Annotated in this window: 19 protein-coding genes; 8 read left to right on the plus strand and 11 right to left on the minus strand. The window is 46.9% G+C overall.

What is annotated here, in order from left to right:
• Positions 1-95: 95 nt before the first annotated feature.
• From D6024_RS18070 to D6024_RS18100, 7 genes are all read right to left on the minus strand, one after another.
• Positions 96-815, minus strand: a complete 720-nt coding sequence (locus tag D6024_RS18070) for a hypothetical protein (protein ID WP_121356158.1) — start codon at positions 813-815, stop codon at positions 96-98.
• A 972-nt stretch (positions 816-1,787) separates the two neighbouring features.
• The gene (locus D6024_RS18075; RefSeq protein ID WP_121356159.1) at positions 1,788-2,321 is read right to left on the minus strand and encodes a YeeE/YedE family protein; all 534 of its coding nucleotides are present in this window, start codon (positions 2,319-2,321) and stop codon (positions 1,788-1,790) included.
• Between the two features lie 9 nt (positions 2,322-2,330).
• Positions 2,331-2,894 carry a YeeE/YedE family protein gene (locus D6024_RS18080; RefSeq protein ID WP_121356160.1) on the minus strand — a complete coding sequence of 188 codons (564 nt, stop codon included), beginning with the start codon at positions 2,892-2,894 and terminating at the stop codon, positions 2,331-2,333.
• A gap of 90 nt (positions 2,895-2,984) precedes the next feature.
• Positions 2,985-4,673, minus strand: coding sequence for a bifunctional metallophosphatase/5'-nucleotidase (locus tag D6024_RS18085; protein WP_121356161.1), 1,689 nt, complete (start codon positions 4,671-4,673; stop codon positions 2,985-2,987).
• Positions 4,674-4,824: 151 nt separating this feature from the next.
• The gene (locus D6024_RS18090) at positions 4,825-6,246 is read right to left on the minus strand and encodes an MBL fold metallo-hydrolase (protein ID WP_121356162.1); all 1,422 of its coding nucleotides are present in this window, start codon (positions 6,244-6,246) and stop codon (positions 4,825-4,827) included.
• 82 nt (positions 6,247-6,328) lie between these two features.
• Positions 6,329-7,126 carry a sulfite exporter TauE/SafE family protein gene (locus D6024_RS18095; protein ID WP_121356163.1) on the minus strand — a complete coding sequence of 266 codons (798 nt, stop codon included), beginning with the start codon at positions 7,124-7,126 and terminating at the stop codon, positions 6,329-6,331.
• A gap of 60 nt (positions 7,127-7,186) precedes the next feature.
• A complete protein-coding gene (locus D6024_RS18100) occupies positions 7,187-7,918 on the minus strand; it encodes a Crp/Fnr family transcriptional regulator (RefSeq protein ID WP_240410075.1) in 732 nt (243 codons plus the stop codon).
• Between the two features lie 75 nt (positions 7,919-7,993).
• Here D6024_RS18100 and D6024_RS18105 point away from each other — a divergent pair, with 75 nt between their 5' ends.
• Positions 7,994-9,625, plus strand: coding sequence for an alpha-amylase family glycosyl hydrolase (locus D6024_RS18105; protein WP_121356164.1), 1,632 nt, complete (start codon positions 7,994-7,996; stop codon positions 9,623-9,625).
• A gap of 167 nt (positions 9,626-9,792) precedes the next feature.
• Here the strand turns inward: D6024_RS18105 and D6024_RS18110 are convergent, their stop codons facing one another.
• The gene (locus tag D6024_RS18110; RefSeq protein WP_121356165.1) at positions 9,793-10,545 is read right to left on the minus strand and encodes a hypothetical protein; all 753 of its coding nucleotides are present in this window, start codon (positions 10,543-10,545) and stop codon (positions 9,793-9,795) included.
• 220 nt (positions 10,546-10,765) lie between these two features.
• Between D6024_RS18110 and D6024_RS18115 the strand changes: the two genes are divergently transcribed.
• Positions 10,766-11,611, plus strand: coding sequence for an alpha/beta hydrolase (locus D6024_RS18115; RefSeq protein ID WP_121356166.1), 846 nt, complete (start codon positions 10,766-10,768; stop codon positions 11,609-11,611).
• Between the two features lie 39 nt (positions 11,612-11,650).
• On the opposite strand, the gene D6024_RS18120 is transcribed toward D6024_RS18115, so the two are convergent.
• Entirely contained in the window at positions 11,651-13,105 is a 1,455-nt protein-coding gene (locus tag D6024_RS18120; protein WP_121356167.1) for a YitT family protein, read from the minus strand.
• Between the two features lie 310 nt (positions 13,106-13,415).
• On the opposite strand from D6024_RS18120, the gene D6024_RS18125 reads away from it, so the two are divergent.
• The 6 genes from D6024_RS18125 to D6024_RS18155 all read left to right on the plus strand — a co-directional run bounded on the left by D6024_RS18125 (position 13,416) and on the right by D6024_RS18155 (position 19,687).
• Entirely contained in the window at positions 13,416-15,800 is a 2,385-nt protein-coding gene (locus D6024_RS18125; protein ID WP_121356168.1) for an ABC transporter permease, read from the plus strand.
• Between the two features lie 671 nt (positions 15,801-16,471).
• Entirely contained in the window at positions 16,472-17,692 is a 1,221-nt protein-coding gene (locus D6024_RS18135) for a site-specific integrase (RefSeq protein ID WP_121356170.1), read from the plus strand.
• Positions 17,693-17,711: 19 nt separating this feature from the next.
• Positions 17,712-18,629 (plus strand): hypothetical protein, encoded by a 918-nt coding sequence (locus D6024_RS18140; RefSeq protein WP_121356171.1) that lies wholly within the window; start codon positions 17,712-17,714, stop codon positions 18,627-18,629.
• 70 nt (positions 18,630-18,699) lie between these two features.
• Positions 18,700-19,044, plus strand: a complete 345-nt coding sequence (locus D6024_RS18145; RefSeq protein ID WP_121356172.1) for a helix-turn-helix domain-containing protein — start codon at positions 18,700-18,702, stop codon at positions 19,042-19,044.
• 45 nt (positions 19,045-19,089) lie between these two features.
• Positions 19,090-19,500, plus strand: a complete 411-nt coding sequence (locus D6024_RS18150) for a hypothetical protein (RefSeq protein WP_121356173.1) — start codon at positions 19,090-19,092, stop codon at positions 19,498-19,500.
• Positions 19,490-19,687, plus strand: a complete 198-nt coding sequence (locus D6024_RS18155; RefSeq protein ID WP_121356174.1) for a hypothetical protein — start codon at positions 19,490-19,492, stop codon at positions 19,685-19,687. The genes D6024_RS18150 and D6024_RS18155 overlap by 11 nt, the downstream gene beginning before the upstream one ends.
• A 309-nt stretch (positions 19,688-19,996) precedes the next feature.
• On the opposite strand, the gene D6024_RS26840 is transcribed toward D6024_RS18155, so the two are convergent.
• Both D6024_RS26840 and D6024_RS18165 read right to left on the minus strand, forming a co-directional pair.
• On the minus strand, positions 19,997-20,167 hold the full coding sequence (locus D6024_RS26840) for a hypothetical protein (RefSeq protein ID WP_162944867.1): 171 nt from the start codon (positions 20,165-20,167) through the stop codon (positions 19,997-19,999).
• A gap of 1,232 nt (positions 20,168-21,399) precedes the next feature.
• Complete coding sequence (locus D6024_RS18165) at positions 21,400-21,945, minus strand: transposase (RefSeq protein WP_121356176.1); 546 nt, start codon at positions 21,943-21,945, stop codon at positions 21,400-21,402.

Genomic DNA, 21,945 nt, shown 5'->3' on the forward strand with positions numbered 1-21,945 from the left:
AACCAGGCCGTTCAAACAAATTAAAGGATTAACTGAATGGGTTCCCTCGAAAAAGAAAACTTCACAACAGGCATGGCATTGGCCGCGATAAAACACTAATTAAGGTTAAGGCCAAAGCTGACACCAAACCAGGGTTTACCCTGATTCACCCAGTACTTCCGGTTGGGATCGAGCAAGTGATCGGCGCCAACCGCCAGGCCAATGCTGATAGTTTCTACACCGACCAGGAGGTTTAGTCCGGCAAAAGCAACCGTACCGTCGTACTGGATCGAAATGTTATTGTTGGTCACATATTCGTCGATCCTGCTGGTACCAATGCCGCCAATGGCGCCGAAGCTATATCCAAAATGGGTAATTCTTCTTTTAAACAACCGCAACGGTGTTTGGGAATAGGAGAGACGATACAGATCGGAACGGAAGCCGGCATAAAGAGCGCCGTTAAACGTGGCATTCAACTGCCTGGGAAAACGGGCTACAGCTGGGCGGTATTTGAACGGGATCGTAAGGACGTCGATGTCAAACGTTGCTTTTCGAAAGAAATAGTCCTCAAACTGAAGCGGTTTTTGATTGGGTGGAAAGGCGATTTTTAGCGAGGAGGTGGTATCCACAAATTGTTTTTGCAGGCTCTTTGCAGTATACACTTTCACCGAGTCGTCTTGGGGCACCACGTAGACTTTCTTCTTTTTTTTATGAAAAATACGGCTTTGGTAATAGCCTTCTGAAAATCCATATTTGGGAGAATCTTTCAATACGTTGCAACTTGTGGTGGTAAATACAAAACCAAAGCACAATGCAACAAATAAGCGTGGAGTCATTTACCGAATTGGGGTTATTTGTCACCTAAAATATTTTTTCTAAGGCTAAATTTCCGGGTACGATTCTTGCTAACTTATAAGCAGTTTTCATAGGGTACGGATTAAAAACGGGCTGAGGTTTCTACCTTAGCCCTATTTTTTGTTATTTACGTGGGTTCTTTCGACACGAATTCAAATTTTCTCATTGCCCAAAAACGAAATTCTCCACTGAATTTACCGCTAATCGGCGCATGACGTTTGAAAATGCAGAACTTTTACCGATCAGTCAATTGAACGACCACGCAAAAACGTGACCGGACAAAATTTTCGATCATTCACTAGGACTTCAATAGAGGGTACTCCGAAACGAAAGCAGTCTGTTGCCCGAGCGTGATTTTAGTCACGCTTTGTAAAGAAAATTAATATCATCTTGCACACAGGTTGCAGATGGCAGTGAAAACCGGGTGCAATCGACATGTTCGACAAAAGAGGAGCCGGGATAGAAAGATTGGGAATGCAGTTTTCGATGAACGAAGGCACCGGTCGTGATGAGTGAATAAATCATACGACAAACTCGCTTACATACAAGCAGTTAGTTTTGGTTGCGCCCCTTGTTTCTACAGGGGGCTTCTTTGTGTGACAGTTGTCACGGTTACGCCGGTTAACCTTTTATATTTTTTAATGAACAGCATGTAGTATATCGCCAATATAATTGACTGGCGTTGGATTTAAAGAGCAGGACGTTGACGAAAGCACCGAGAAGAATTTGAATTACCAGGATTGGATAATATACTGATGCGTGGTTTGGTTTAATGACGGCAGGCCCTCGATCGAGAGCCTGCTTTTATTTTGGGTAAAATGATTTTTATAGGTGGGACCTTCCTGCTGGCTTAAACATTTTTATGTTATGTATGCACTGCTCCTGACGGAATTCTGTACGAATGAGCGAGTTCATTCCCCTTTTGGAGAAATCTTTCATGCGGCAGGCAAAAACTAATGCGGCAGTTTCTCTCTCAAATAGCCGTAAACCCAGGTGCCGGCAATTGCACTGGCAAGTACAACAGCAACCACGAAAAAGCCGGCGCCGATCTGCGCAAAAAGAGGACCGGGACAGGCGCCGGTCATGGCCCAGCCAAATCCGAAGATCAATCCACCGATAATCTGTCCTTTATTGAATTTTTTGGGATGAAACCGGACTGGCTCACCATCGATGGTCTTGAGCTTGTAGCGCTTGATCAGCCAGACAGAAATCATGGCAACCGCGATAGCCGTACCGATAACCCCGTACATGTGAAAACTTTGCAGGCGGAACATCTCCTGGATGCGAAACCACGAAATGACTTCGGCTTTTGTAAAGGCAATTCCAAAAATGATCCCAACAAACGCATATTTCAGGTTATCGTACCATTTGTGTTGTACCGCTGATTCGTTTACGCAGATGGTATCCAGCGTTCTGACTTCGTAGTCGGTGTCGGGAAGTGACACTTCTTTTACCGGTGCAGATTGAAATTTATTTAAAACACCCATGTTTTTGCTTTACAATTTTAAAATGAAGGGGAGAATAAGGTTGGCCATGATAAAACCGCCCACCATAAACGAAGCCGTTGCGATCATGGATGGAACCTGCAGGTTACTGATGCCCATGATGGCATGACCGCTGGTACAGCCGCCGGCATATCGTGTACCAAAACCTACCAAAAAGCCACCCACCACCAGCATGACGAATCCCCTTAATGTAAACAGGGCCGGGAAACTGAAGATTTCACGGGGCAGGAGTTTATCGTGATCCTGGATACCATAGGTTTTCAGTTCCGACAGGAGGGCAGGAGAGACCTTTACCGGTTCTGGTGTTGATAAAAACTGGGTCGCGATGATAGCGCCGACGAGGATGCCACCCACGAAAAACAAATTCCAGGCTTCTTTTTTCCAATCGTATTGGAAAAACTTGATGTTGGCGGGAAAACAGGCGGCACAAGCATGACGAAGGTTGGCTGAAATGCCAAACGATTTGTTTCCCAGCAAGAGCAACGCCGGTACGGTGAGGCCGATGAGTGCTCCGGCCACATACCAGGACCAGGGTTGTCGTAAGAGTTCAAGCATTGTCTGTCGATTTTTTATGGGTAAAATTGAAATCTATTCTTTTCTTATCACGTGACCTAAATCACGCCAACGAGAGTAAACGTAATTTATTTAGTGAAAAGTGTAATCCACACCGGTTACCTGGGTTAACAGGTTTTGTGGTGCATCGAGTACTATCGCATTTTTTTCCGGTAAAGGGGCCACTGGCGAATGAATGGAAAGATATTCCTTTACCACCTCGTGTAAATGATAGGGCGTGTTTTCCGGTTCGGCAACATTTACCAGCCGGCACAGCATATTCGGGGGATCACCCTCCCGTTCACAGGCACAAATCGTGTACAGTTGCTCGTCTGCGACCGGTTTGTCATCAATGGTCATGGATTGAATGCGCCTTCGCCTTTCATCGAACGCCCTAAAGCGAACCTTCATCCCCTTGAACTTGACGATCCAGCCACCTAGCCGCTGGGATGCTTCCTTTGCGAAAACATTGTTTAATTCGGTTTCAAGCCAGGCTTTCAATTGTCGCCCTGAGATTTTACCTGTTCGAACACGGGAATCAACGGGCAGCATGTCGTACAAAAAAGCCTCTGTGATCGGGATGTTCCCGGTGCTGTCTTTTTTGCTGCGCGGCGGGCAAAAGCGAAATCCATTTGAAAGAACAATATCTGTCCCCACCTTCCATTTCAATGCATCGATAATCAAGGTATCAATCGAGTTTTCCACGACAAAATAGCGGTACAACGGCACTTTGCTATAGCCAATTACGTTATCCATCGATTGCCGGAACGGTTGCTCGGCTTCTTTAATGATCCGAACGAGTTCCTCGTCGGGCTGGAATTTCGACGGATCCACTTCGAGCAAAGAATATTGTTCGTTGACAATCTTACCGTTTTCCACAAGCAAGTCGAGGCGCCCAACAAAAGAGCCGAACGCACCGGGTTCCACCACTTTTGCATACGTGCATTGAATGGGTTTGCGCACCCGTTCATGTGTGTCGCCACCAAAAATATAATCGACGCCCCTGCATTCTTCTCTGTTCGCAAGTGCAATTTGCTGCGATAATCCCAAATGCGAAAGGATGATCACCAATTGACATTGCTCCTGCTCACGGAGGACATTGATATAATAAGGAAGGTTCTCTTCCGGCCGGGTATACACAATGCCTTTGCTGTACGCAGGTGACTGGCGGATAGGTACCAGCGGATCCGTGTAACCGATAAAACCAATTTTCACACCGGCAGCACTCCAGGTTGTATAGGGAGGAAAGATCAGTTCTCCTTTTTGACCACCGCCAAGATCGTGGTACATATTGGCGCAGATCTTCGGCGCATCCAACCCACCTAATAGCTTCTGCATGCCTTTCTTATAATACACAACTTCCCAGTTGCCCGGCAGGTAAAGATTGTAGTCCATTGCATTTAAAACCGGTTGAAGGGCTTTGCCGGTCGTTTCCACACTTAGCATACTGCCCTGGAACATGTCGCCGGTATCGATGATAAACGTAGCCGGATTTTGTTGGCGAACCTTCTTAAAATACGTTGCGATGTGCGCATAGCCGCCAGTCTGGCGGAAAGCCATTTTGTCGTTTTCCCAAAACAATTCATCGTGCGGGTGCAACTGGCAATGCACATCGGTTGTTTGCAGCAAGGTGAGAACCTGCTGGCCTTTCCCCGGTTTGAACCCTGGTTCTGCTGTTGCAGTAGGACTGTTTTCGACCGGCAACAAGGACGAAAGGGGGTTAATGGTCAAACTCAGACCCGCTAGTGTCGAAAATTGCAGGAAATTTCTTCTGGATTGCATAAAAAATGGTTTGCAAAAATGTTGACTGCATTTACCCTGACTGGCAATTTTCAATAGGCCAACGCATCATCGGCCACCCAGTTTATATACTGCTTGTACGGCTTGCCATACGATGACTGGATAAAATAGTTTGCTCCCGACATTTTGCTTTTTATTTTTTTACCAATGTTGATGGACAGACGTATGCCGTGACTGGCACAGTACCTGTTTCCTTGATGGCTTTGAATCCGCCTTTCACGTCAACCAGGTTGTGATACCCCCTTGCCCGAAGGATGGAGTTAAAGATCATGGAACGGTATCCACCGGCACAGTGCACATAATACGTCTGGCCTTTATCCAGCGCCGGCAAATGATCGTTGATGTTGTCAAGCGGTGTGCTGGACGCACCTTCTACATGCTCGCTGGTAAATTCACCGGGCTTGCGGACATCGAGAACCTGTATCGTTCCTTTCTCCCTTTTATCTGCAAATTCTTCTGCAGTAACGGATGGAATATGATCCACTTCTTTGCCTGCATTTTTCCATGCAGCAAATCCGCCTTCCAGGAACCCGATCGTATAGTCGTAACCGACTCGTGCCAACCGGGTAATGACTTCCTCTTCCCGCCCTTTGTCGGTTACCAGTAATATTTGTTGCCTGATATCCGGAATTAAAGCGCCAACCCAGGGAGCGAAACTTCCATCGATTCCAATATTGATCGAATTGGGAATAAAGCCACTGGCAAAGGTTTGCGGGTCTCTTGTGTCAAGAATAATGGCACCAGTTTCGTTGGCCGCCGTTTCAAATGCCGCAGGCGAAAGTGCATGATTTCCGCGCCGCATAACGTCTGTTATGCTTTCGTAACCCTGTTTGTTCAGCATTACGTTGAGGGGAAAATAAGCGGGAGGTACAGCCAACCCTGCGGTGACCTCTTTGACAAATTCTTCTTTGGTCATATTGGCCCGCAGGGCGTAGTTCGTTTGCTTCTGGTGACCAAGTGTATCGGACGTTTCTTTGCTCATGTTTTTGCCGCAAGCGCTTCCGGCGCCGTGGGCCGGGTAAACAATAATGTCATCGGCCAGGGGCATGATCTTGTTTCGGAGCGAATCGTAAAGCGTACCGGCCAGTTCTTGCTGCGTCATGTGGGCTGCCTTTTGTGCAAGGTCTGGCCGGCCTACATCGCCGATAAACAATGTGTCACCGGAAAACAGTGCCACGTCTTTTCCCGCCTCGTCTTTCAGCAGGTAACTGGAACTTTCCATTGTATGGCCGGGAGTGTGCAGAACTTTAAACCTGACTTTTCCAATTTGAAACTCCTCGCCATCTTTTGCAATGATTGCGTCAAAGGAAGGATTGGCGTTAGGGCCATAGACTATCGGCGCACCCGTTTGCTTTGAAAGATCGAGATGACCGGATACAAAATCAGCATGGAAGTGGGTCTCAAAAACATATTTGATTCTTGCCTTATTGTTTTTTGCTTTTTGTATGTATGGATCTACTTCCCGCAACGGATCGATCACAACGGCTTCGCCTTCGCTCTCTATATAATAGGCTCCCTGTGCAAGACAGCCTGTATAAATCTGTTCTATCTTCATTGTTGTGTATTGATGTTTGAAATATAAATTTCGCCCTGTCGGACGATATTGAACGTGACTGCGATCACAGTTATCACCAGGTTTATTTTAAGATCGTTTCCTTTAAAATAATATAAACACCCATCACCAGCACAAACCAACCAAATCCTTTCTTCAGCCTCTCGCCCTGGATCTTTTTGCCCAGAGCGCCGCCAATGAAAATTCCCGTAATGGCAATGAGCGTTACTTTCAGTAAGAAGAACCAATCCATCGAAAAATGGCCCAGGTCGCCGGTAAAGCCAATGAGAGAATTCAAAGCGATGATCATCAGCGATGTGCCGATTGCCCGTTTCATGGGAAGTTTGAGCAGTAAAACGAGGGCCGGGATCAGCAAAAAACCGCCACCGGCACCAAGCAAACCGGTTACCAGTCCGATCGCTACGCCATAAACAACCAGCTTGTCAAACCGGATGCTGTTCTTGCTTTCTTCATCTTCGGCCTGCACATTTTTGTTGCGGATCATGCTGATGGAAGCAATCAGCATCAACAGGGCGAAAAGCACCATGGTCAGCAGGGATTCGGTGACAGGCACACCGCCAATCGTCACAATGGTTTTCGGGATTGCCGGCACGAGAAACTTACGGGTAAGAAAAACAGTCACGATAGAAGAAGCACCGAACAAAAGAGCTGCTTTCATATTCACCAAACCCCTTCGAAGGTTGTTAAAAGCACCAACCAGGCTGGTGGAACCGACAACAAAGAGAGAGTAGGACGTTGCAAGCAGCGGCTGGAGGCCAAACAAATAGACCATCACTGGAACGGTTAAGATAGACCCGCCGCCACCAATAAGGCCAAGTGAGATCCCGATAAGGAGAGATGCAATGTATCCGATAGTTTCCATGTATGCTGCTTGTTTTCATGCAAAGCTGCGACAAACGAAATTCATCTTTCGTGATGTTGGTCACGACAGCGCTTTTTCCAAATTCAGCAATTCCACATGGTTGCCGTTCGTTTTTACAAGGCCTCTTTCGGCCAGCTTTTTCATGAGGCGGGAAATGACTTCTCGGGATGAATTAAGATCCTGTGCAATTTCTGTGAACGACACATCAATGATGTTGGTATGAAAGGTCTCCTGGTGACGCTTCAGGTAAAAAACCAATCGTTCGTCCATGTTCCGGAAAGCAATATGGTCAATCGTTTGCAGCAATTCGTCAAAGCGTTCCCGATAAGAACCAACGGCAAACTGCGCCCAGCTTTTGTATTTACCCATCCACGCATCAACATATTGCACGGGAATACCCAGGACCGTAGACGGCACAACGGCTTTTGCCATCAGACCGCTGGTTTCCTGGCCCAATGCGCAAACAAGCGAAATGGCGCATGCCTTGCCGGCATCCAGGTAGTACATAAAAAACTCATTACCCTGGTTGTCTTCCCGGTAAATCTTGATCAGCCCGTCCAGCACGAGCAAGGCCGAACGAATATTCTGGCCGGTCCGCATCAGGATTTCATCTTCTTTTAGCGATTTGATGTCGGCTACCCTGACAATCTCTTCGATCAGTTCTTTTTCCAGGCTGGGAAAATGTGACGAAAGTTCTTTTTCTGTCATATCGCAAAGGTAAGACTGCCATCGATGGGCCGGCTGTTGAAAGGCCGCATCACCGCCCGGCATTTGCTGCAAAAGTTCCCACATTTCCGCCGAATAAAAAAGTGTGACCTGCCTTTGAATCAATGAAGATCGTGGTACAATCTTTTAAAATGTCGTTTTATGCATAAGCTGGAAAAACATTCAACGCCGGAAGCAACGTCCTGGTGGCAAACCGGCATTTTCTATGAAGTCTATCTCCGGTCTTTCAAAGACAGCAGCGGCGACGGCATCGGTGATTTGCGCGGTGTCTTGCAACAACTTGACTACCTGGAATGGCTTGGCGTCACGGCTATCTGGCTGACACCGTTCTATCCATCGCCGATGAAAGATTTTGGTTACGATATTTCGGACTACACGGCGGTTCACCCGTTGTTTGGAACCATGGAAGATTTTGAGGAGTTGGTTGCTGCGGTGCATCAGCGAGGCATGAAGCTCGTTGTCGATTTTGTTCCCAATCACACCTCAGACCAGCATCCCTGGTTCAAGGAATCCCGCAGTTCCATCGACAATCCCAAACGCGACTGGTATTATTGGAAGGACGCCAAAAGCGATGGCCGGCCACCAAATAACTGGCTCGGTGTATTAGGCGGAAGCGCCTGGGAACGGGATGAACAAAGCGGCCAATATTACTATCATGCATTCTTAAAAGAACAACCCGACTTAAACCTCCGCAATCCCGACGTGCAGGAAGCCATACTCGACGTCATGCGTTTTTGGCTGAACAAAGGGGTGGACGGATTCCGGGTAGACGTGATGTGGCATCTGGCAAAAGACGAAAAATGGCGCGACAATCCCCGTAATCCCAACTTTAAATCGTCGATGCCCGACTGCGATCAACTACTCCAGGTTTTTTCATGCGACCAGCCGGAAGTGCATGCGATCGTACGTCGGTTTCGCGACCTGCTTGACGAATACGAAGACAAAGTGCTGATGGGGGAGTTGTACCTGTCGATGGACAAGACCATCCGGTATTATGGAGAGGAACAACGCGGCGCCCAGATGCCAGGAAATTTTCAACTGCTTTTTCTGCCCTGGAAAGCCGAAGATATTGGCATCGCGATCGACCAGTACGAAGCAGCACTTCCGGACAAGGCATGGCCAAACTGGAACATCGGAAACCACGACAGGCCCCGCCTGATCAGCCGGATCGGCGAAGCGCAAACGAAGGTAGCAGCGCTTTTACTGCTCACCCTTCGTGGTACGCCAACAATGTATTACGGTGACGAAATCGGCATGCAAAACGTTACCATTCCCAAAAACGAAATCCAGGATCCGCAAGGCTTACTGATGCCGGATAAGAACCTGAGCCGCGATCCGATCCGAACCCCTATGCAATGGGATGCGACAGAGAACAGCGGTTTTACTACGGGCAAGCCCTGGCTGCGGCTGGACGAAAATTTCAAAGAAAATAATGTGGAAACACAGAGGAATGATCCATCCTCACTGCTTCATTTTTACCGGCGGCTGATTGCCCTACGCCAAAAAGAACCGTCACTTTATAGCGGTGATTATTACCCGGTCGTTACTAACGGAAAGCTGCTGGCTTTTATCAGAAAAGAACCTGGCAGCATCTCTTTCCTTGTCGTTTTGAATTTGACCGGCGACGCGGTTGTTTATGAGCCGAAAGAGGAGAGGCGAAAAGGGAAAATCATTCTTTCGATACAGGCGGAAAATGAAGGACAGCCTTTTGAATTTGGGTTTACGTTGGCAGGAAACGAAGGTGTTATCGTATCGCTGGAAGGATGCGAATAACCTGATGAAAGAGAATTTTACCCCGACTCACTATTGCTGTTAAATACCGACACCCCTTTGTCAGAAGTTGGATTGTCGTACGCCAATTGGCTTTCATCGCCTTCGTATTCGAACAAAAAAAGCCGCAAAAGAATTACGGCTTTTTTTGCATTACTCTTTTGTAAGCACTAATACCGTTGCACAATGCGAAACACAAATCGCTCCGGTGTGGTAAGCACTCCCGATGCTGCCCGTCTTTTCTTTAATTGATCTGACTTCCAGTAAGCATAGGCTTTTGCTGTATCGGTAAGCGCCGTAACCAATCGTACCTGGTTGCTATCGTCCGCGTCGTGGCCATATGCTCTGACAACGATTCCATTGTCTATCCGTTCCTGTTCTCCTTCCTTAAACGATTTTTCCCAGGCAGTCCAACCTTTGACCTTAAACGTTGTTTCGGACCGGAGGGTGGCGCCTATCCTGGCGGTATCCTGGAAGGTCATGGTTATAAACTGGACAGTGGGTGTGCCCATAACGCCACCTTTCTGCATGGCTTGTTTCAGGCCGGAACTTTTGGCAAAGGCTTTTGCTTTCGCCATGTCGTCGGCTTTCAGGGCTACCAGAACCGTACTTGAATCAGTTGCACCACGACCGATCACATAATTGTGCAGGCCGCTGGACATTCTTGCAGAATCGTGTCCGTCATAAGCCATTTTCCAGGCTGTAAAATCTTTGACCTTGTGCCGAACAATCAACATGGCCTGCGGCGATGTAACGATCGTGCTTGTGGGAGTCGTTGTTGCCGGCGTGGTGCTCGTCTCTTTTCCGGCAGTGTCGCTGGTTGTTGCGGAAGAAGGCTTGTTTTGATCATTGCTGGTACAGGCAAGCAGGAAAAGCTGCGTTGCCGCCAATACAGCAAGCATGCGCATTGAAAAAAGCGTCATAATTGAAATGTTTTAAGAGTGAAGAATAAAGGGGCGGGCCGTAAACAAGGGGTAGCGTAATAAATATACTCAATTATCAGCCTGCTTCAATTTTTCTTTACTGATTTCGCTTGCGGAAATTTGTTCCACTTTCCGTCATAAACAAGACTTGCCGGATTGTACCCTGAAAATTGCCTGAATTGGAAAAAAAATGAATTCACGGCCCTAGCTTTGAGTTCATATGAAAACAATCCTTAAAACTGTTTTGGTTAGCCTCCTGTTTTTTACGCAAGTGCATGTCCTCCACGCTGCTCGTATCGACACGGTTGAAACCTATAGTCCGTCCATGAAAAAGAACATCAAAGCTGTGGTTGTCACACCGGACAATTATGCCAGGTTAACGGAATTACCGGTCGTGTATTTACTCCATGGATACAGTGGCAACTACAGTGATTGGGTCACAAAAGCCAAAGGGTTCGAAAATGCGGCTGATTTATACCAGTTGATTATTGTTTGTCCGGATGGCGCCTATGGTAGTTGGTACTGGGATAGTCCTGTCGACAACGCCTACAAGTATGAAACATATGTCACAAAAGAGCTGGTAGGCTGGATCGACAGCCATTACAAAACCGCCAGGGACCGGAAAAGCAGGGCCATTACTGGCCTTAGCATGGGTGGACATGGTGCACTTTATCTTGCCATCAAACACCAGGATGTCTTTGGTGCCGCCGGAAGCATGAGCGGGGGAGTCGACATCAGGCCCTTTCCGAACAACTGGGATATGGCGAAACGGTTAGGCAGCTATGCCGCACAACCGGAAAATTGGGAACGGAATACCGTGATCAACCTGCTCCACTTATTGACACCCAATTCACTGGCCCTCCTCATTGATTGCGGCACAGAGGACTTCTTCTTCCAGGTAAATAAAAACCTGCATGAACAACTGCTTTACCGCAACATTCCACACGATTTTATAACCCGTCCCGGGGCGCACAACTGGGCGTACTGGAGCAATTCCGTTCAGTACCAGCTCCTGTTTATGAATACATTCTTCAAAAACGGGAGAAAAAGCAGTGATAAAAATTGATTGCTCTTGCCGTGTAATTACACAAGGGCCAACGACCGTTTAATGAAAACGGTTGTTTTTTAAAATCCCGCCCGACGCTTCACTAATGGTACTGGCAAATACAAAGGCATTCGGATCGGACTGGTACACCAGGTTTTTCAATTTGCGCAACTCCAGGCGGGAGATCACCGTGAAGATAATATCGCAGTCGGCTGTGTTTGTAAGATTGCCGGGGAGGTAACCCCGTTCTCCTTTGTACACGGTAATGCTCCTCCGCAGCTCATTGACAAGGCGGCTTTTCAACATCTCGCTCTGTCCCGAAATGATGGTCACGCCGGTATAGGCTTCAACGCCTTCAACGACATAGTTGATGGTTTTGGAAGCAACGATATAGGTTAGGATGGAGTAAAAGGCCGATTCCACGTTTTCGACAAGGGCAGCCATGCTGAAGATGACGATATTGATGGCAAGGATAATTTCCGCAATTGTAAAATTGGTCAGGCGCAATGTGTACAGGGCAAGGACCTCCGTTCCGTCCAATACGGCCCCGGCCCGGATGGCCAGGCCGCTGCCCACACCAATAAAGAAGCCGCCAAAAAAAGCAATCAGTAAACGGTCATGCGTAATGCTTTGATTGGGCACGATCAGCAGGCAAAGTGCCAGCAAGCTGACACCAATCAACGCTTTGGCAGCGAATGATCGGCTGACGACAAAATAACCGGCGATAACAAATGGAAGATTTAAAACAAACGTCGTCAGCGAAAGGTTGAAGCCAAAGGCCCTGTAGAGGATCAAAGCGATACCGGTAACGCCGCCGTCGAAAAAATGCTCCGGAACAAGAAAACTTTTCAGCCCGAATGCAGCGGCCAACACGCCCAGGACAATCAGTGCCACGTCTTTCAAAACGCGAATGCGTTTGCTGTGAATGTTTTCGGTTTTCCGCACGCCTGATTTAAAAAGGAGCAGGTTATGCGATTTTTTTCCTGTGTACATTTTGGCGGCTGTATGGCTGTAATACTGGTGGGTTTCCAGGAACCTGATCTGCATCTTTTGCCATTCTTCCCAGGACTTTAGCTTTCCTGCCTGTTGTAACTCAATGAACAGGGATTCCGAGACGGTAAAGTAGTTGTCAGTTCCCAGGTAAGAAAGGTCCGCATCGCAGAGAATTTCTTCAAGTTTGTTGACTGGTTTCTGCGCAAAGCGTGTGGCTTGTATCAATTTGCAGATGTCTTCGATTTCTTCAGGCTTATAGCCAAACTGCGGCAGGATTTCCCGGGCAAGTTTACAGGAAAGATCCTCGTGATTGTCGTAGCCTTCCAGGAAGCCGGCGTCGTGAAAAAGGGCGGCTGTCCGGAGGATTTCAGTTTCATGTCCGGAAAGCTTTTCGGCCACTGCCAGTTGTTGCGCTACCCGGATTACTTCTTTTGTATGACGGGCATTGTGATAGCTAAGGTTCGCAGGCAGGTTTTTCTCCAGTTTGGACATGAGATAAGACTGCGCTTTGTCGTATTGCATGGGGCGTTGTATTTAGCTGGGGCTTTTGAAATTACCAAAAAAAACCATTTGTTAAATACCGCATGAACCATGTGTTGGAAAAATGTTGATGCGTAGAATTGACTTACATGCTAAAATGGTCAACGCGTTTCGATGAAAGGTTTCTACGGAAACCTTGCAGTTTACACAATCGCTACCGGGTTTGCATCCGGACAGTTTTTGTATCAAAATCGAACAGTGTTGATCGTTTCAATTTCAAAAATGCCTGACAAACAGCCCGGTAGCATCCCGGCATCTTCTTGGTACGATCTTGCATTCAAAACCGGCAGACATGATTCAACACCACCTCCGGATTGCCATCCGGAATCTGCAACGACACAAGGGTTCTTTTCTCATCAACCTGTTTGGCCTGTCTACCGGCCTCGCCTGTGTCATCTTTATTTTCTTGTGGGTGCAGGATGAAAGAAGCTTCGATAAATTTCACCGCAACGATCAACAACTTTTCCAGGTGATGGAAAGCAGTAAGGAAAACGGGAATATGATTATTCATGAGGAAACCCAGGGTCCATTGGCCGCTGCCATGCTGAAGGATCTCCCGGAAGTGCAAATGGCTGTACCGGTTTTTTCCCTGCAAAAAGAAGGCATCTATCTCCAGCTCAGGAACGCCGACAAAGTGGTGCGGAACACCGGCCTGTTTGCAGGAAAAGATTTCTTCAAAGCCTTCACGTTTCCCTTGCTGCAGGGCAACAACACACAGGTACTCAACGATAAAAATGCGATTGTCATTTCCGAAGAACTTGCCAAAAGTCTGTTTGGTTCTCCCGAAAACGCCGTCGGCAAGACGATTGAGTGGGAGGTAATGGGGATAAAAAAGAATAGTGCAGTAACAGGTGTGTTTGCAAAATTGCCGGCCAACAGTTCGCTGCAATTCGATTTTGCCCTGGCATATGATCTTTTGATGGCCGATGTGGTTCCCAATTTTCAGAAATGGTGGAACGAAGGGCCGGAAACGTATCTTGTATTAAAGCCCGGAACCAATGTCCGGCATTTCAATGCGAAAGTCGCCCCCTACATCAACACCTATTTTAAAGGATCCATTTTTACGCTTTTTGTACGACCTTTTTCGAGTGCCTACCTGTATAACCACTACGAGAACGGGAAACTGGCTGGCGGACGAATCGACTATGTACGGCTGTTTTCGCTTGTGGCGCTTTTTATCCTCGTCATCGCCTGCATCAACTTTATGAACCTTTCAACGGCACGGGCATCGCGGCGGTTGAAAGAGGTGGGTGTGAAAAAAGTCGTTGGCTCAACCCGGAAAGCGCTCATCGTCCAATTTTTGAGCGAAGCGGTTTTGATTACCTTTCTTTCCTCGCTTATTGCCTGCTTCCTGGTTGCCGCTTTTCTGCCTTTGTTCAGGGAGGTAACGGGAAAAGAATTTGACATTCGGCTCTCTCCTGGACTCATTTCCCTGCTCCTGGGAGCAACGCTGGTAACCGGCCTTTTGGCCGGCAGCTATCCTGCCTTTTACCTGTCGCACTTCAGTCCCATTACGGTTTTAAAGGGGCAGATAAGGGGTTCATTCGGTGAATTGATGGCCCGCAAGGGATTGGTCGTTTTCCAGTTTGTCGTTTCCCTTGTCCTTATCATAGCGGTATTGGTGATCCACCAGCAGGTCGATTATGTGCAATCAAAAAACCTGGGATACGACAAGGACAATGTCATTGCTTTTGACAAGGAAGGTGTGGCCGTTCAAAACACCGATGCATTTCTTGCCGAATTGCGTAAACAGCCCGGTATCGTGAAAGCCTCCGCCATTCAACAGGGAATCGTTCAATCGGGTACTTCGGGCGGCTCTACCTACGGAATCGAATGGCCCGGCAAGACCGACAAAGACCTTATCGACTTTACGGTTAGGGCCGTGGATTATGACCTGCTGGAAACCCTGGGCATACAAATGACGGAGGGCAGGAGCTTTTCACCTGCATATGGTGCGGAAGACACACGACTCATTTTCAATGAAGCGGCCATTAAGGTGATGGGGCTAAAAAATCCTGTTGGTACGAAGGTGAAAATGTGGGGAGAAGACAAAACCATCGTTGGCGTGGTAAAAGATTTTCATGTAACATCGCTGCACGAAGCCATTGCACCGATGGTATTTTTCTATCGTCCTAAAAACACCTCCGCAATCATGGCGCGGATAGAGCGGGGTAAAGAAACCCAAACCCTGCGCAACCTTGCGGCGTTTTACAAAAGCTACAATCCCGGTTTTGTTTTTAACTACGCATTTGTGGACGATGCCTACCGTGCACAATATGTATCGGAGCAACGGGTCTCCGTTCTTTCCCGTTGCTTTGCCGTCCTTGCCATCCTTATTTGTTGCCTCGGCCTGTTTGGCCTTGCGGCTTTCAATGCAGAAGTTCGCACAAAAGAAATTGGTATCCGCAAAGTGTTGGGTGCATCGGTGCAAAATATCATGCTGATGCTGTCGAAGGATTTTGTACGCCTGGTTTTATTGGCCATTCTTATTGCCTTTCCGCTTGCGTGGTGGGCTATGAACAACTGGCTGCGGGGATATGCCTATCACATCACAATCAGTCCGTGGTTGTTTGCTATTGCCGGCATCGTCGTCATGCTGATTGCGGTGTTAACGCTTAGCTACCAGTCTTTGCGAACAGCTTTTCTGAACCCGGTAAAAAGCCTGCGATCCGAGTAGACACTGGGACCCGGAAAGTTTTTGGAATTGCCGTAAACAAAAAATACCAAATCGGCGCAATAGGTGAATGCCGGCTTGGTTACTTCTTCCGGCATTACCGAATTTGCCTGAAAGAGGAAACAACCCTGCACCTTCAACTTGATGAATGGGACCCTTTCTTTTGAATGAGTGGTTCTGATTTCCGGGTAACTCTTTTGCAGCTGGTCTTTGTATTCATTTACTAAATTTTGAAAACTTGGGAAACCACTTCATAGCAGTCATACAGTTGACGGCTAATTCTTACAGATAATGCAGCTTTTGTTTAGAGAGTTAGTAGGCAACAATGAGGGCGAATGTTCTTTCTCTGCGCTTTGGAATTGAAACACAATGAAGTTTAAAATATGTACAGGCAAATGTCGGTTGGAGATAATTGGCAAGAAGGCAGGCTAAAAACAAAAAGACCTCTAAAACACTTTTTAAAAGTATGATAGAGGTCTTTTTTGTGTGGGAGCACACGGGTTCGAACCGCGGACCCTCTGCTTGTAAGGCAGAAGGAATAATTTTATCGATGTTTATCGTTGTTTTGCAAATTGTTGTATATCAGAAGTATTTAGTTTTAATTCTTGTCGACGGTTTTTCTTTTTTCGCAATTTTACGTAGGTTTGTTTAAACCTAATTTAAACCGCTGCTCTATGCATACGTCTGTCAAAGTGGTCCTGTTTACCTCCAAAACATTGTCCAACGGCGAGCATCCCGTGTTGCTCCGCCTCATTAAAGATCGTAAGCCAAAGTATATTTCTGTTGGGTTTTCCTGTCCCAAACATCTGTGGGACGAAAAAGAAGAACTGCCCAAACGAAAGCACCCACTGTACAAAGATTCGGTGCTGCTCATTCAAAAAAAGAAGCTGGAAGCCTCCAAACTGGTGTTGGAATTAGAGCAGGACGATAAAAACTTGTCGGCACAAGAAATTAAAAGCAGGCTACAAAAATCCCGTAAACCTTCAGTTACCCTCTTTCGCTTTTTTGACAATGTCATCCAACGGCTGAAAGCCACCGGGCAGGTAAAAACAGCCAGTGTGTATAAGGATACCAAAAACAATGTGGAGCGCTTCACAAATGGTATGGACAAGCATTTTTCTGAAGTGAACACAGCATTTCTGATTGCACTTGAAGAATACCTAAAAAAAGCAGGCAAGGGTGCCAACACCACCTACATTTACTTACGCACACTTCGGGCGCTGATCAATCGCGCCATTAAAGAAGAGGTGTGTCCCGCAAAATATTATGGCTTCAAGAACTTTTCCTTGGGCAAGTACAGTAAGATCAAAACGGCAAAACGGGCCATCACCAAAGACGACATTGAAAAAATTAAGGTGTTGGACCTTACCACCCATCCAGAACTTGTGGATGCAAAGCACATCTTTCTTTTCAGCTACTACTGCAGGGGCATGAACTTTACCGACATTGCTTTTCTTAAATGGAGTGACATTCAAAACGGACGGCTCACTTACGTGCGGCAAAAAACAAAAGAACGTTTTTCATTGGGACTGCTTGAGCCTGCACATGATATTCTCGCTCACTACAAAGAAAAGAACCAGGTGGAAAAGAGTGCTTACATCTTTCCCATTTTACGTGAAAGGCATAAGACACCCACTGCCATTTACAATCGCAAAGTAAAGATGCTGCGCAAAATCAATCAAGACCTAAAAGCAATCGCTCTTTTTTGTGGCATTGATGCCGAGCTAACCACTTATGTGGCAAGACACAGTTTTGCCACTATTTTAAAGCGACAAGGCGTGAACACCTCCCTCATCAGTGAAATGCTTGGTCATGACTCGGAGAAAACCACGCAGGTTTACCTCGACAGCTTTGAAAGCAAAATCTTGGATGAAATCAGCAAAGGTTTATTGTGAAAATTCTGAACTAATGACTATGAACACACAGAACTTTTATAGTGACAAAAACAATGATTATACAATCAACACAGGACACGTTTATTCCTGTTTACTAGACAATTGGCAGCAATTGGACAGGAGCTTTTTGCAAAAAGATATTGAAGAAGCTTTTGTGACTACCCTTGCTCAAAAGAAAGTTTTTCATACAGACAGCTTGCCTGTTGAAAATCGGGAAAAAGAAGTGCAGCGTCTGAGCGAACGATTTAATGCTGAGTCGAAGTTTATTAAAGATTACAAGGACGCATTTCCCTTGGTTGGTTTTCACACCATTAACAACAACGGGCAGACAGAGTTCGTGGACTTTGATGCAGCCTGTGTACTCGCACTTGAAGACCCGTTTTTCCCCCTGTTTTTTTCATTACAGCTGTTCTTTACCGACGTTTTGGAAACGCATGCCTTTTTGAATTATCATTTTGTTTACACCTTTGGCGATGACAGTGAAGCCTTGAGTGAGTTCATATCAAATTGTGGAAAAAAGTATCCCCAATTATATACAGAGGTACGCAAAGATGAAATTGGAGAGTTTATCAGTTCGCTTACGAAACAAAAAGCGGAGGAGAGTACCGTGGAAGCCTTGCAGGAAAGCACTGTCGGAGATGGATTTACCAACAACAGAAAAATCCTGTTTTTGCATTATCTCTTTGAAACACTTGGTGCGAACAACAATTCATCCGTTTTGGAAAGAGCACGGGTCGTGCAGGGTATAACTGGATTGCAGCTTTTGGCTAAGGACATTAAGAACACTGACATCTATAAACGCCTTAGCAACCCGTTAAAAGATCGAACCAAGGGCGGATTCCAGCAAGATTTGATCTTTGTCCGCAACTTGTTCGAGAGGCTTGGTTTACATGATATCTCCTCAGTAGTCTCTAAGGATATACCCTTAAACGAGTAAGGTCGGGTCCCCCGAACTTTCCCCCCGAACGATCTTTTGCGCTCTACTTTTGGTCCAATAACACGTAATCATGGACCCTTTGATCATTATACCCAGAGAACAGCTAAGGCTCCTCCTTGAAGAAGCCGTTCGGGCCGTGCTCAATGAACAGGCCTGTAGGCCCGCCACTGCTAAAGCTGGCCCACTGACCATCAAGGAAGCGGCGGCCTATTTGAACACGTCTGTGGCGACACTGTACCGCTACACCTCCCAACGGCTTATCCCACACCATAAGCCTGGCAAAGTCCTTTATTTTATTCAGGACGAACTTGATAACTGGCTGAAAGACCACCGGAAACTCACCCAGGCAGAAATCAGCACAGATGATAACGGTGTTCTATCGCTATTTAAAAGTAAGCGCATTCGAAACAAGTAAATGAACAAACAACAATCATTTTTTTCATAACCAAATCTAATCCTCATGAATTCTGAACTCACTTATTACGATGACCGGCATTGCGAAAATTGCGACAAACCCATTCCTGACCAGGAGCACAAGCTCCGAAACCATTGCCGAACCTATGTTGACGACAACGGTAATGTCGTTAGCTGCAAAGACGACAAAAACGCAGACCGGCGAAGAATCACCGAAGAGCAGTACCGAAAGTATGTGGCCCTGCACAAGCAGCAGTTCCAAGCAATTGAAAAACTATTAAACACTTTTGAACATACTGTCACAATTGACCAGCTAAACCATGCCGGAGTGCAGTTGGATAAAAACGTCACTTACACAGAAGAAAACGGGCTGCTGACATTCTTTTTTCTTCACCACCGATTGGACCAGCAACCCAATGGAACCTTTACCATCAAACACGAAGAATATGTACTATAACAACCATCCTTATCTAAGCAAACTGCAAGGTCATGGCCTTGCCCTAAACAAATCCTTGCGTGCTCAGAAGCTGCAGCTGGTCAGCCTTGCCGTTTGCGGTACGGCGATAATTTATTTAGCCCTTCAACGGCAAAAGCAAAAAGCCTTTTTGACACAAATACAGTTAAAACAAACTCCTAAAGAATGACGGCACTTGATAACTTAAGCTGACACGAGGCCTCCCAACAAGGGAGGCTTTTTGCTTGTGTAAACGCCCTTTAACAGAATTTCCATTGCAATCATTGACTTTGATAGATAGTTGAACAAAAAAGGGCCAAAGTTTGATTTCTTGCCAATCTAAGCTCCGGCAACCAGTCGTTTTCATAGTATTTTTAAATGTCAAACCCACTTTAACAGTGGAGCCAAAGTTGCCCCGCAGCACAGCACCAGGGCAGCTGAAAAGTTGTGTTCTTCCTTCATCTTACGAAAGCTGCAAGATGTGTGTTAGGCGCATTGCTCACCGCCTGCTCTGTTGCAGGATACGCTCCACTTCCAAATAGTTGGCCATGGTCTGACGGGCATTTTGCAGGCAGCGTTCAAACAGTTCTTTTTGCCCTCCTTTGCTGCGATCCGCTGCTCGTTGAATAATCTTTATTTTTCGTTGTAGTTCTTGCACGACAGTTTCCATGCAGGAAAAGTAAACAGCACACCTGACCCTATCAAGATGTGCTGGGTCAATGTCTGGAGAATCCCGGGCTATTCGCACCCGATGTAGGTTCACTCATTTGGTTGTTTTCCACAAAAAATCTTTCAATCCACAGTTATGGTCTTTTTGGTGCGCGTTCTATTTAAATGCAACGCCCACCGTTTGATCCATGCTAATGGTAATGGGTTAATTTAACAGCCGCTGCTACATGTTGCGAGGAAAGGTTTGATACCCTTGCAAGGACCACCCATTGTGGCCGGTAGGTGGTTGGTGAGACACTGCAGCTAGTGATTCTGCGCAGTGGTAGGGAACAGTTCCTTTGCGCACATGATTTGTTTTGTACACAAAAGCTGTGCGCCTGCCAAAGTGGTCAATGGATGCGGCGCTCAATAGCCGGCGCAGCCGCGTATCTGACCGCGCCAGAGCAAACCGTGCAAATGGCAAAATGCAGTTGTTGAAAAGCGGTGGCGCAACCATGGCTGCAACCGGTGCAGCGGACAAGGAATGGTCTCGATTTTAGTCGCGACTATCCGCGCAGGACTGGGCAACCGCGTGTAAGCTCGAGAAATCACGAGATTGGACGCGCCGCAGTGCCGGTGCAGCCGCGTTGTTTTGTCTGCGGCGCTGAAAACACCCGGCGCTCATTCGGTTTGTCGGCACCGGCCCAGCACTGAAAGTCGGTCCGCTTTTAAAAGGCCACGCAGAAAACAGGTAAGGAGCAGTAGCTTCATTGGCATTGCGCCGTGCAGCCGCCGGAAAACACAGGTAATCCCGTGAAATGGCAGAAACCCACCGTAGCATGCCTGCGCACAGTATGGCAGGCTTTATTCCGCCTTGCGCACCGTTAGTACTGGTGCGTACCAGCTTGCGAACTGCCACTTGATGTCCTAGTTGTTTGCCGCGTTACATTTAAATGTAACATGCAAGGAGGGTGGGTGAATGCCTGCAGAAATGCAATTTTCATAAACAACCATCGTGGATTTCCGTGATTTCACCAGAAATAAACTCGATAATACTGAATTACATTTTTGGAAGACTTCACGGTGCATTTGGCGGTGAAGGCAAGCGCTTCTCGAGTTTACCCGGGATTTCTCGTAAATGCTCGCTATGCTGCCAAGCAATGTTGTTATTGCGGAAAGTTACCAGCACGAATATTTCCATGAAAAAGGCTGTTTCGACCTGCGCTAAATGGTACCTAAGTGAGTTGCCAAAAGTCATTTCAGAAAAGTTTTCAGCCAGAAGTTTCCGGAGAGGATGCTGGCTTTTGTGAGTGCTTCTTTGTTGGAGAGGGCCAGGATATATTTTTCTGCTGCCATTGCATGCTGGTCAATGTTTGGATATTGAAAGTTTGCGGACACATCTGCTTTTAAAGCCCGCCACAAGTGATCCATCGCATTCAATTCCGGACACTGTTTGGGCAGGGTAATTAGGGTGATTTGCAGTTCTTGCGCCACCTGCAAACTTGTGGGCGTTTTATGGCATCCTGCCCCATCCAGAAGCATCCAGGTGGCCCTGGCTCTGTAGCGCTGCCGCAACAGGCGTAGAAACTGCTGAAAACTCACTTGGCCCATGTTGCGGTACGGGGCCACGATGCGATGTTCTGTTCTCATATCAATTGCGCCAAAGAGCACCCGGCGGGCATTTTTTCCACTAATGGGCACCAGGGCCTGTTCTCCCTTCCGTGACCAACCTCGCCGCAACCCTGGAAAAAGCGGGATGATGGTTTCATCTTCAAAAAGAAGCATGGCTGAAGAAGGCAT

The organism is Flavisolibacter nicotianae, from assembly GCF_003628535.1.
Taxonomy (GTDB): Bacteria; Bacteroidota; Bacteroidia; order Chitinophagales; family Chitinophagaceae; genus Flavisolibacter; species Flavisolibacter nicotianae.

What these genes read in the sequence shown, in the direction of transcription:
- D6024_RS18070 (WP_121356158.1), bottom strand. Translation starts at nt 815, where the DNA reads ATGACTCCACGCTTATTTGTTGCATTGTGCTTTGGTTTTGTATTTACC.
- D6024_RS18075 (WP_121356159.1), bottom strand. Translation starts at nt 2,321, where the DNA reads ATGGGTGTTTTAAATAAATTTCAATCTGCACCGGTAAAAGAAGTGTCA.
- D6024_RS18080 (WP_121356160.1), bottom strand. Translation starts at nt 2,894, where the DNA reads ATGCTTGAACTCTTACGACAACCCTGGTCCTGGTATGTGGCCGGAGCA.
- D6024_RS18085 (WP_121356161.1), bottom strand. Translation starts at nt 4,673, where the DNA reads ATGCAATCCAGAAGAAATTTCCTGCAATTTTCGACACTAGCGGGTCTG.
- D6024_RS18090 (WP_121356162.1), bottom strand. Translation starts at nt 6,246, where the DNA reads ATGAAGATAGAACAGATTTATACAGGCTGTCTTGCACAGGGAGCCTAT.
- D6024_RS18095 (WP_121356163.1), bottom strand. Translation starts at nt 7,126, where the DNA reads ATGGAAACTATCGGATACATTGCATCTCTCCTTATCGGGATCTCACTT.
- D6024_RS18100 (WP_240410075.1), bottom strand. Translation starts at nt 7,918, where the DNA reads ATGTGGGAACTTTTGCAGCAAATGCCGGGCGGTGATGCGGCCTTTCAA.
- D6024_RS18105 (WP_121356164.1), top strand. Translation starts at nt 7,994, where the DNA reads ATGCATAAGCTGGAAAAACATTCAACGCCGGAAGCAACGTCCTGGTGG.
- D6024_RS18110 (WP_121356165.1), bottom strand. Translation starts at nt 10,545, where the DNA reads ATGACGCTTTTTTCAATGCGCATGCTTGCTGTATTGGCGGCAACGCAG.
- D6024_RS18115 (WP_121356166.1), top strand. Translation starts at nt 10,766, where the DNA reads ATGAAAACAATCCTTAAAACTGTTTTGGTTAGCCTCCTGTTTTTTACG.
- D6024_RS18120 (WP_121356167.1), bottom strand. Translation starts at nt 13,105, where the DNA reads ATGCAATACGACAAAGCGCAGTCTTATCTCATGTCCAAACTGGAGAAA.
- D6024_RS18125 (WP_121356168.1), top strand. Translation starts at nt 13,416, where the DNA reads ATGATTCAACACCACCTCCGGATTGCCATCCGGAATCTGCAACGACAC.
- D6024_RS18135 (WP_121356170.1), top strand. Translation starts at nt 16,472, where the DNA reads ATGCATACGTCTGTCAAAGTGGTCCTGTTTACCTCCAAAACATTGTCC.
- D6024_RS18140 (WP_121356171.1), top strand. Translation starts at nt 17,712, where the DNA reads ATGAACACACAGAACTTTTATAGTGACAAAAACAATGATTATACAATC.
- D6024_RS18145 (WP_121356172.1), top strand. Translation starts at nt 18,700, where the DNA reads ATGGACCCTTTGATCATTATACCCAGAGAACAGCTAAGGCTCCTCCTT.
- D6024_RS18150 (WP_121356173.1), top strand. Translation starts at nt 19,090, where the DNA reads ATGAATTCTGAACTCACTTATTACGATGACCGGCATTGCGAAAATTGC.
- D6024_RS18155 (WP_121356174.1), top strand. Translation starts at nt 19,490, where the DNA reads ATGTACTATAACAACCATCCTTATCTAAGCAAACTGCAAGGTCATGGC.
- D6024_RS26840 (WP_162944867.1), bottom strand. Translation starts at nt 20,167, where the DNA reads ATGGAAACTGTCGTGCAAGAACTACAACGAAAAATAAAGATTATTCAA.
- D6024_RS18165 (WP_121356176.1), bottom strand. Translation starts at nt 21,945, where the DNA reads ATGCCTTCTTCAGCCATGCTTCTTTTTGAAGATGAAACCATCATCCCG.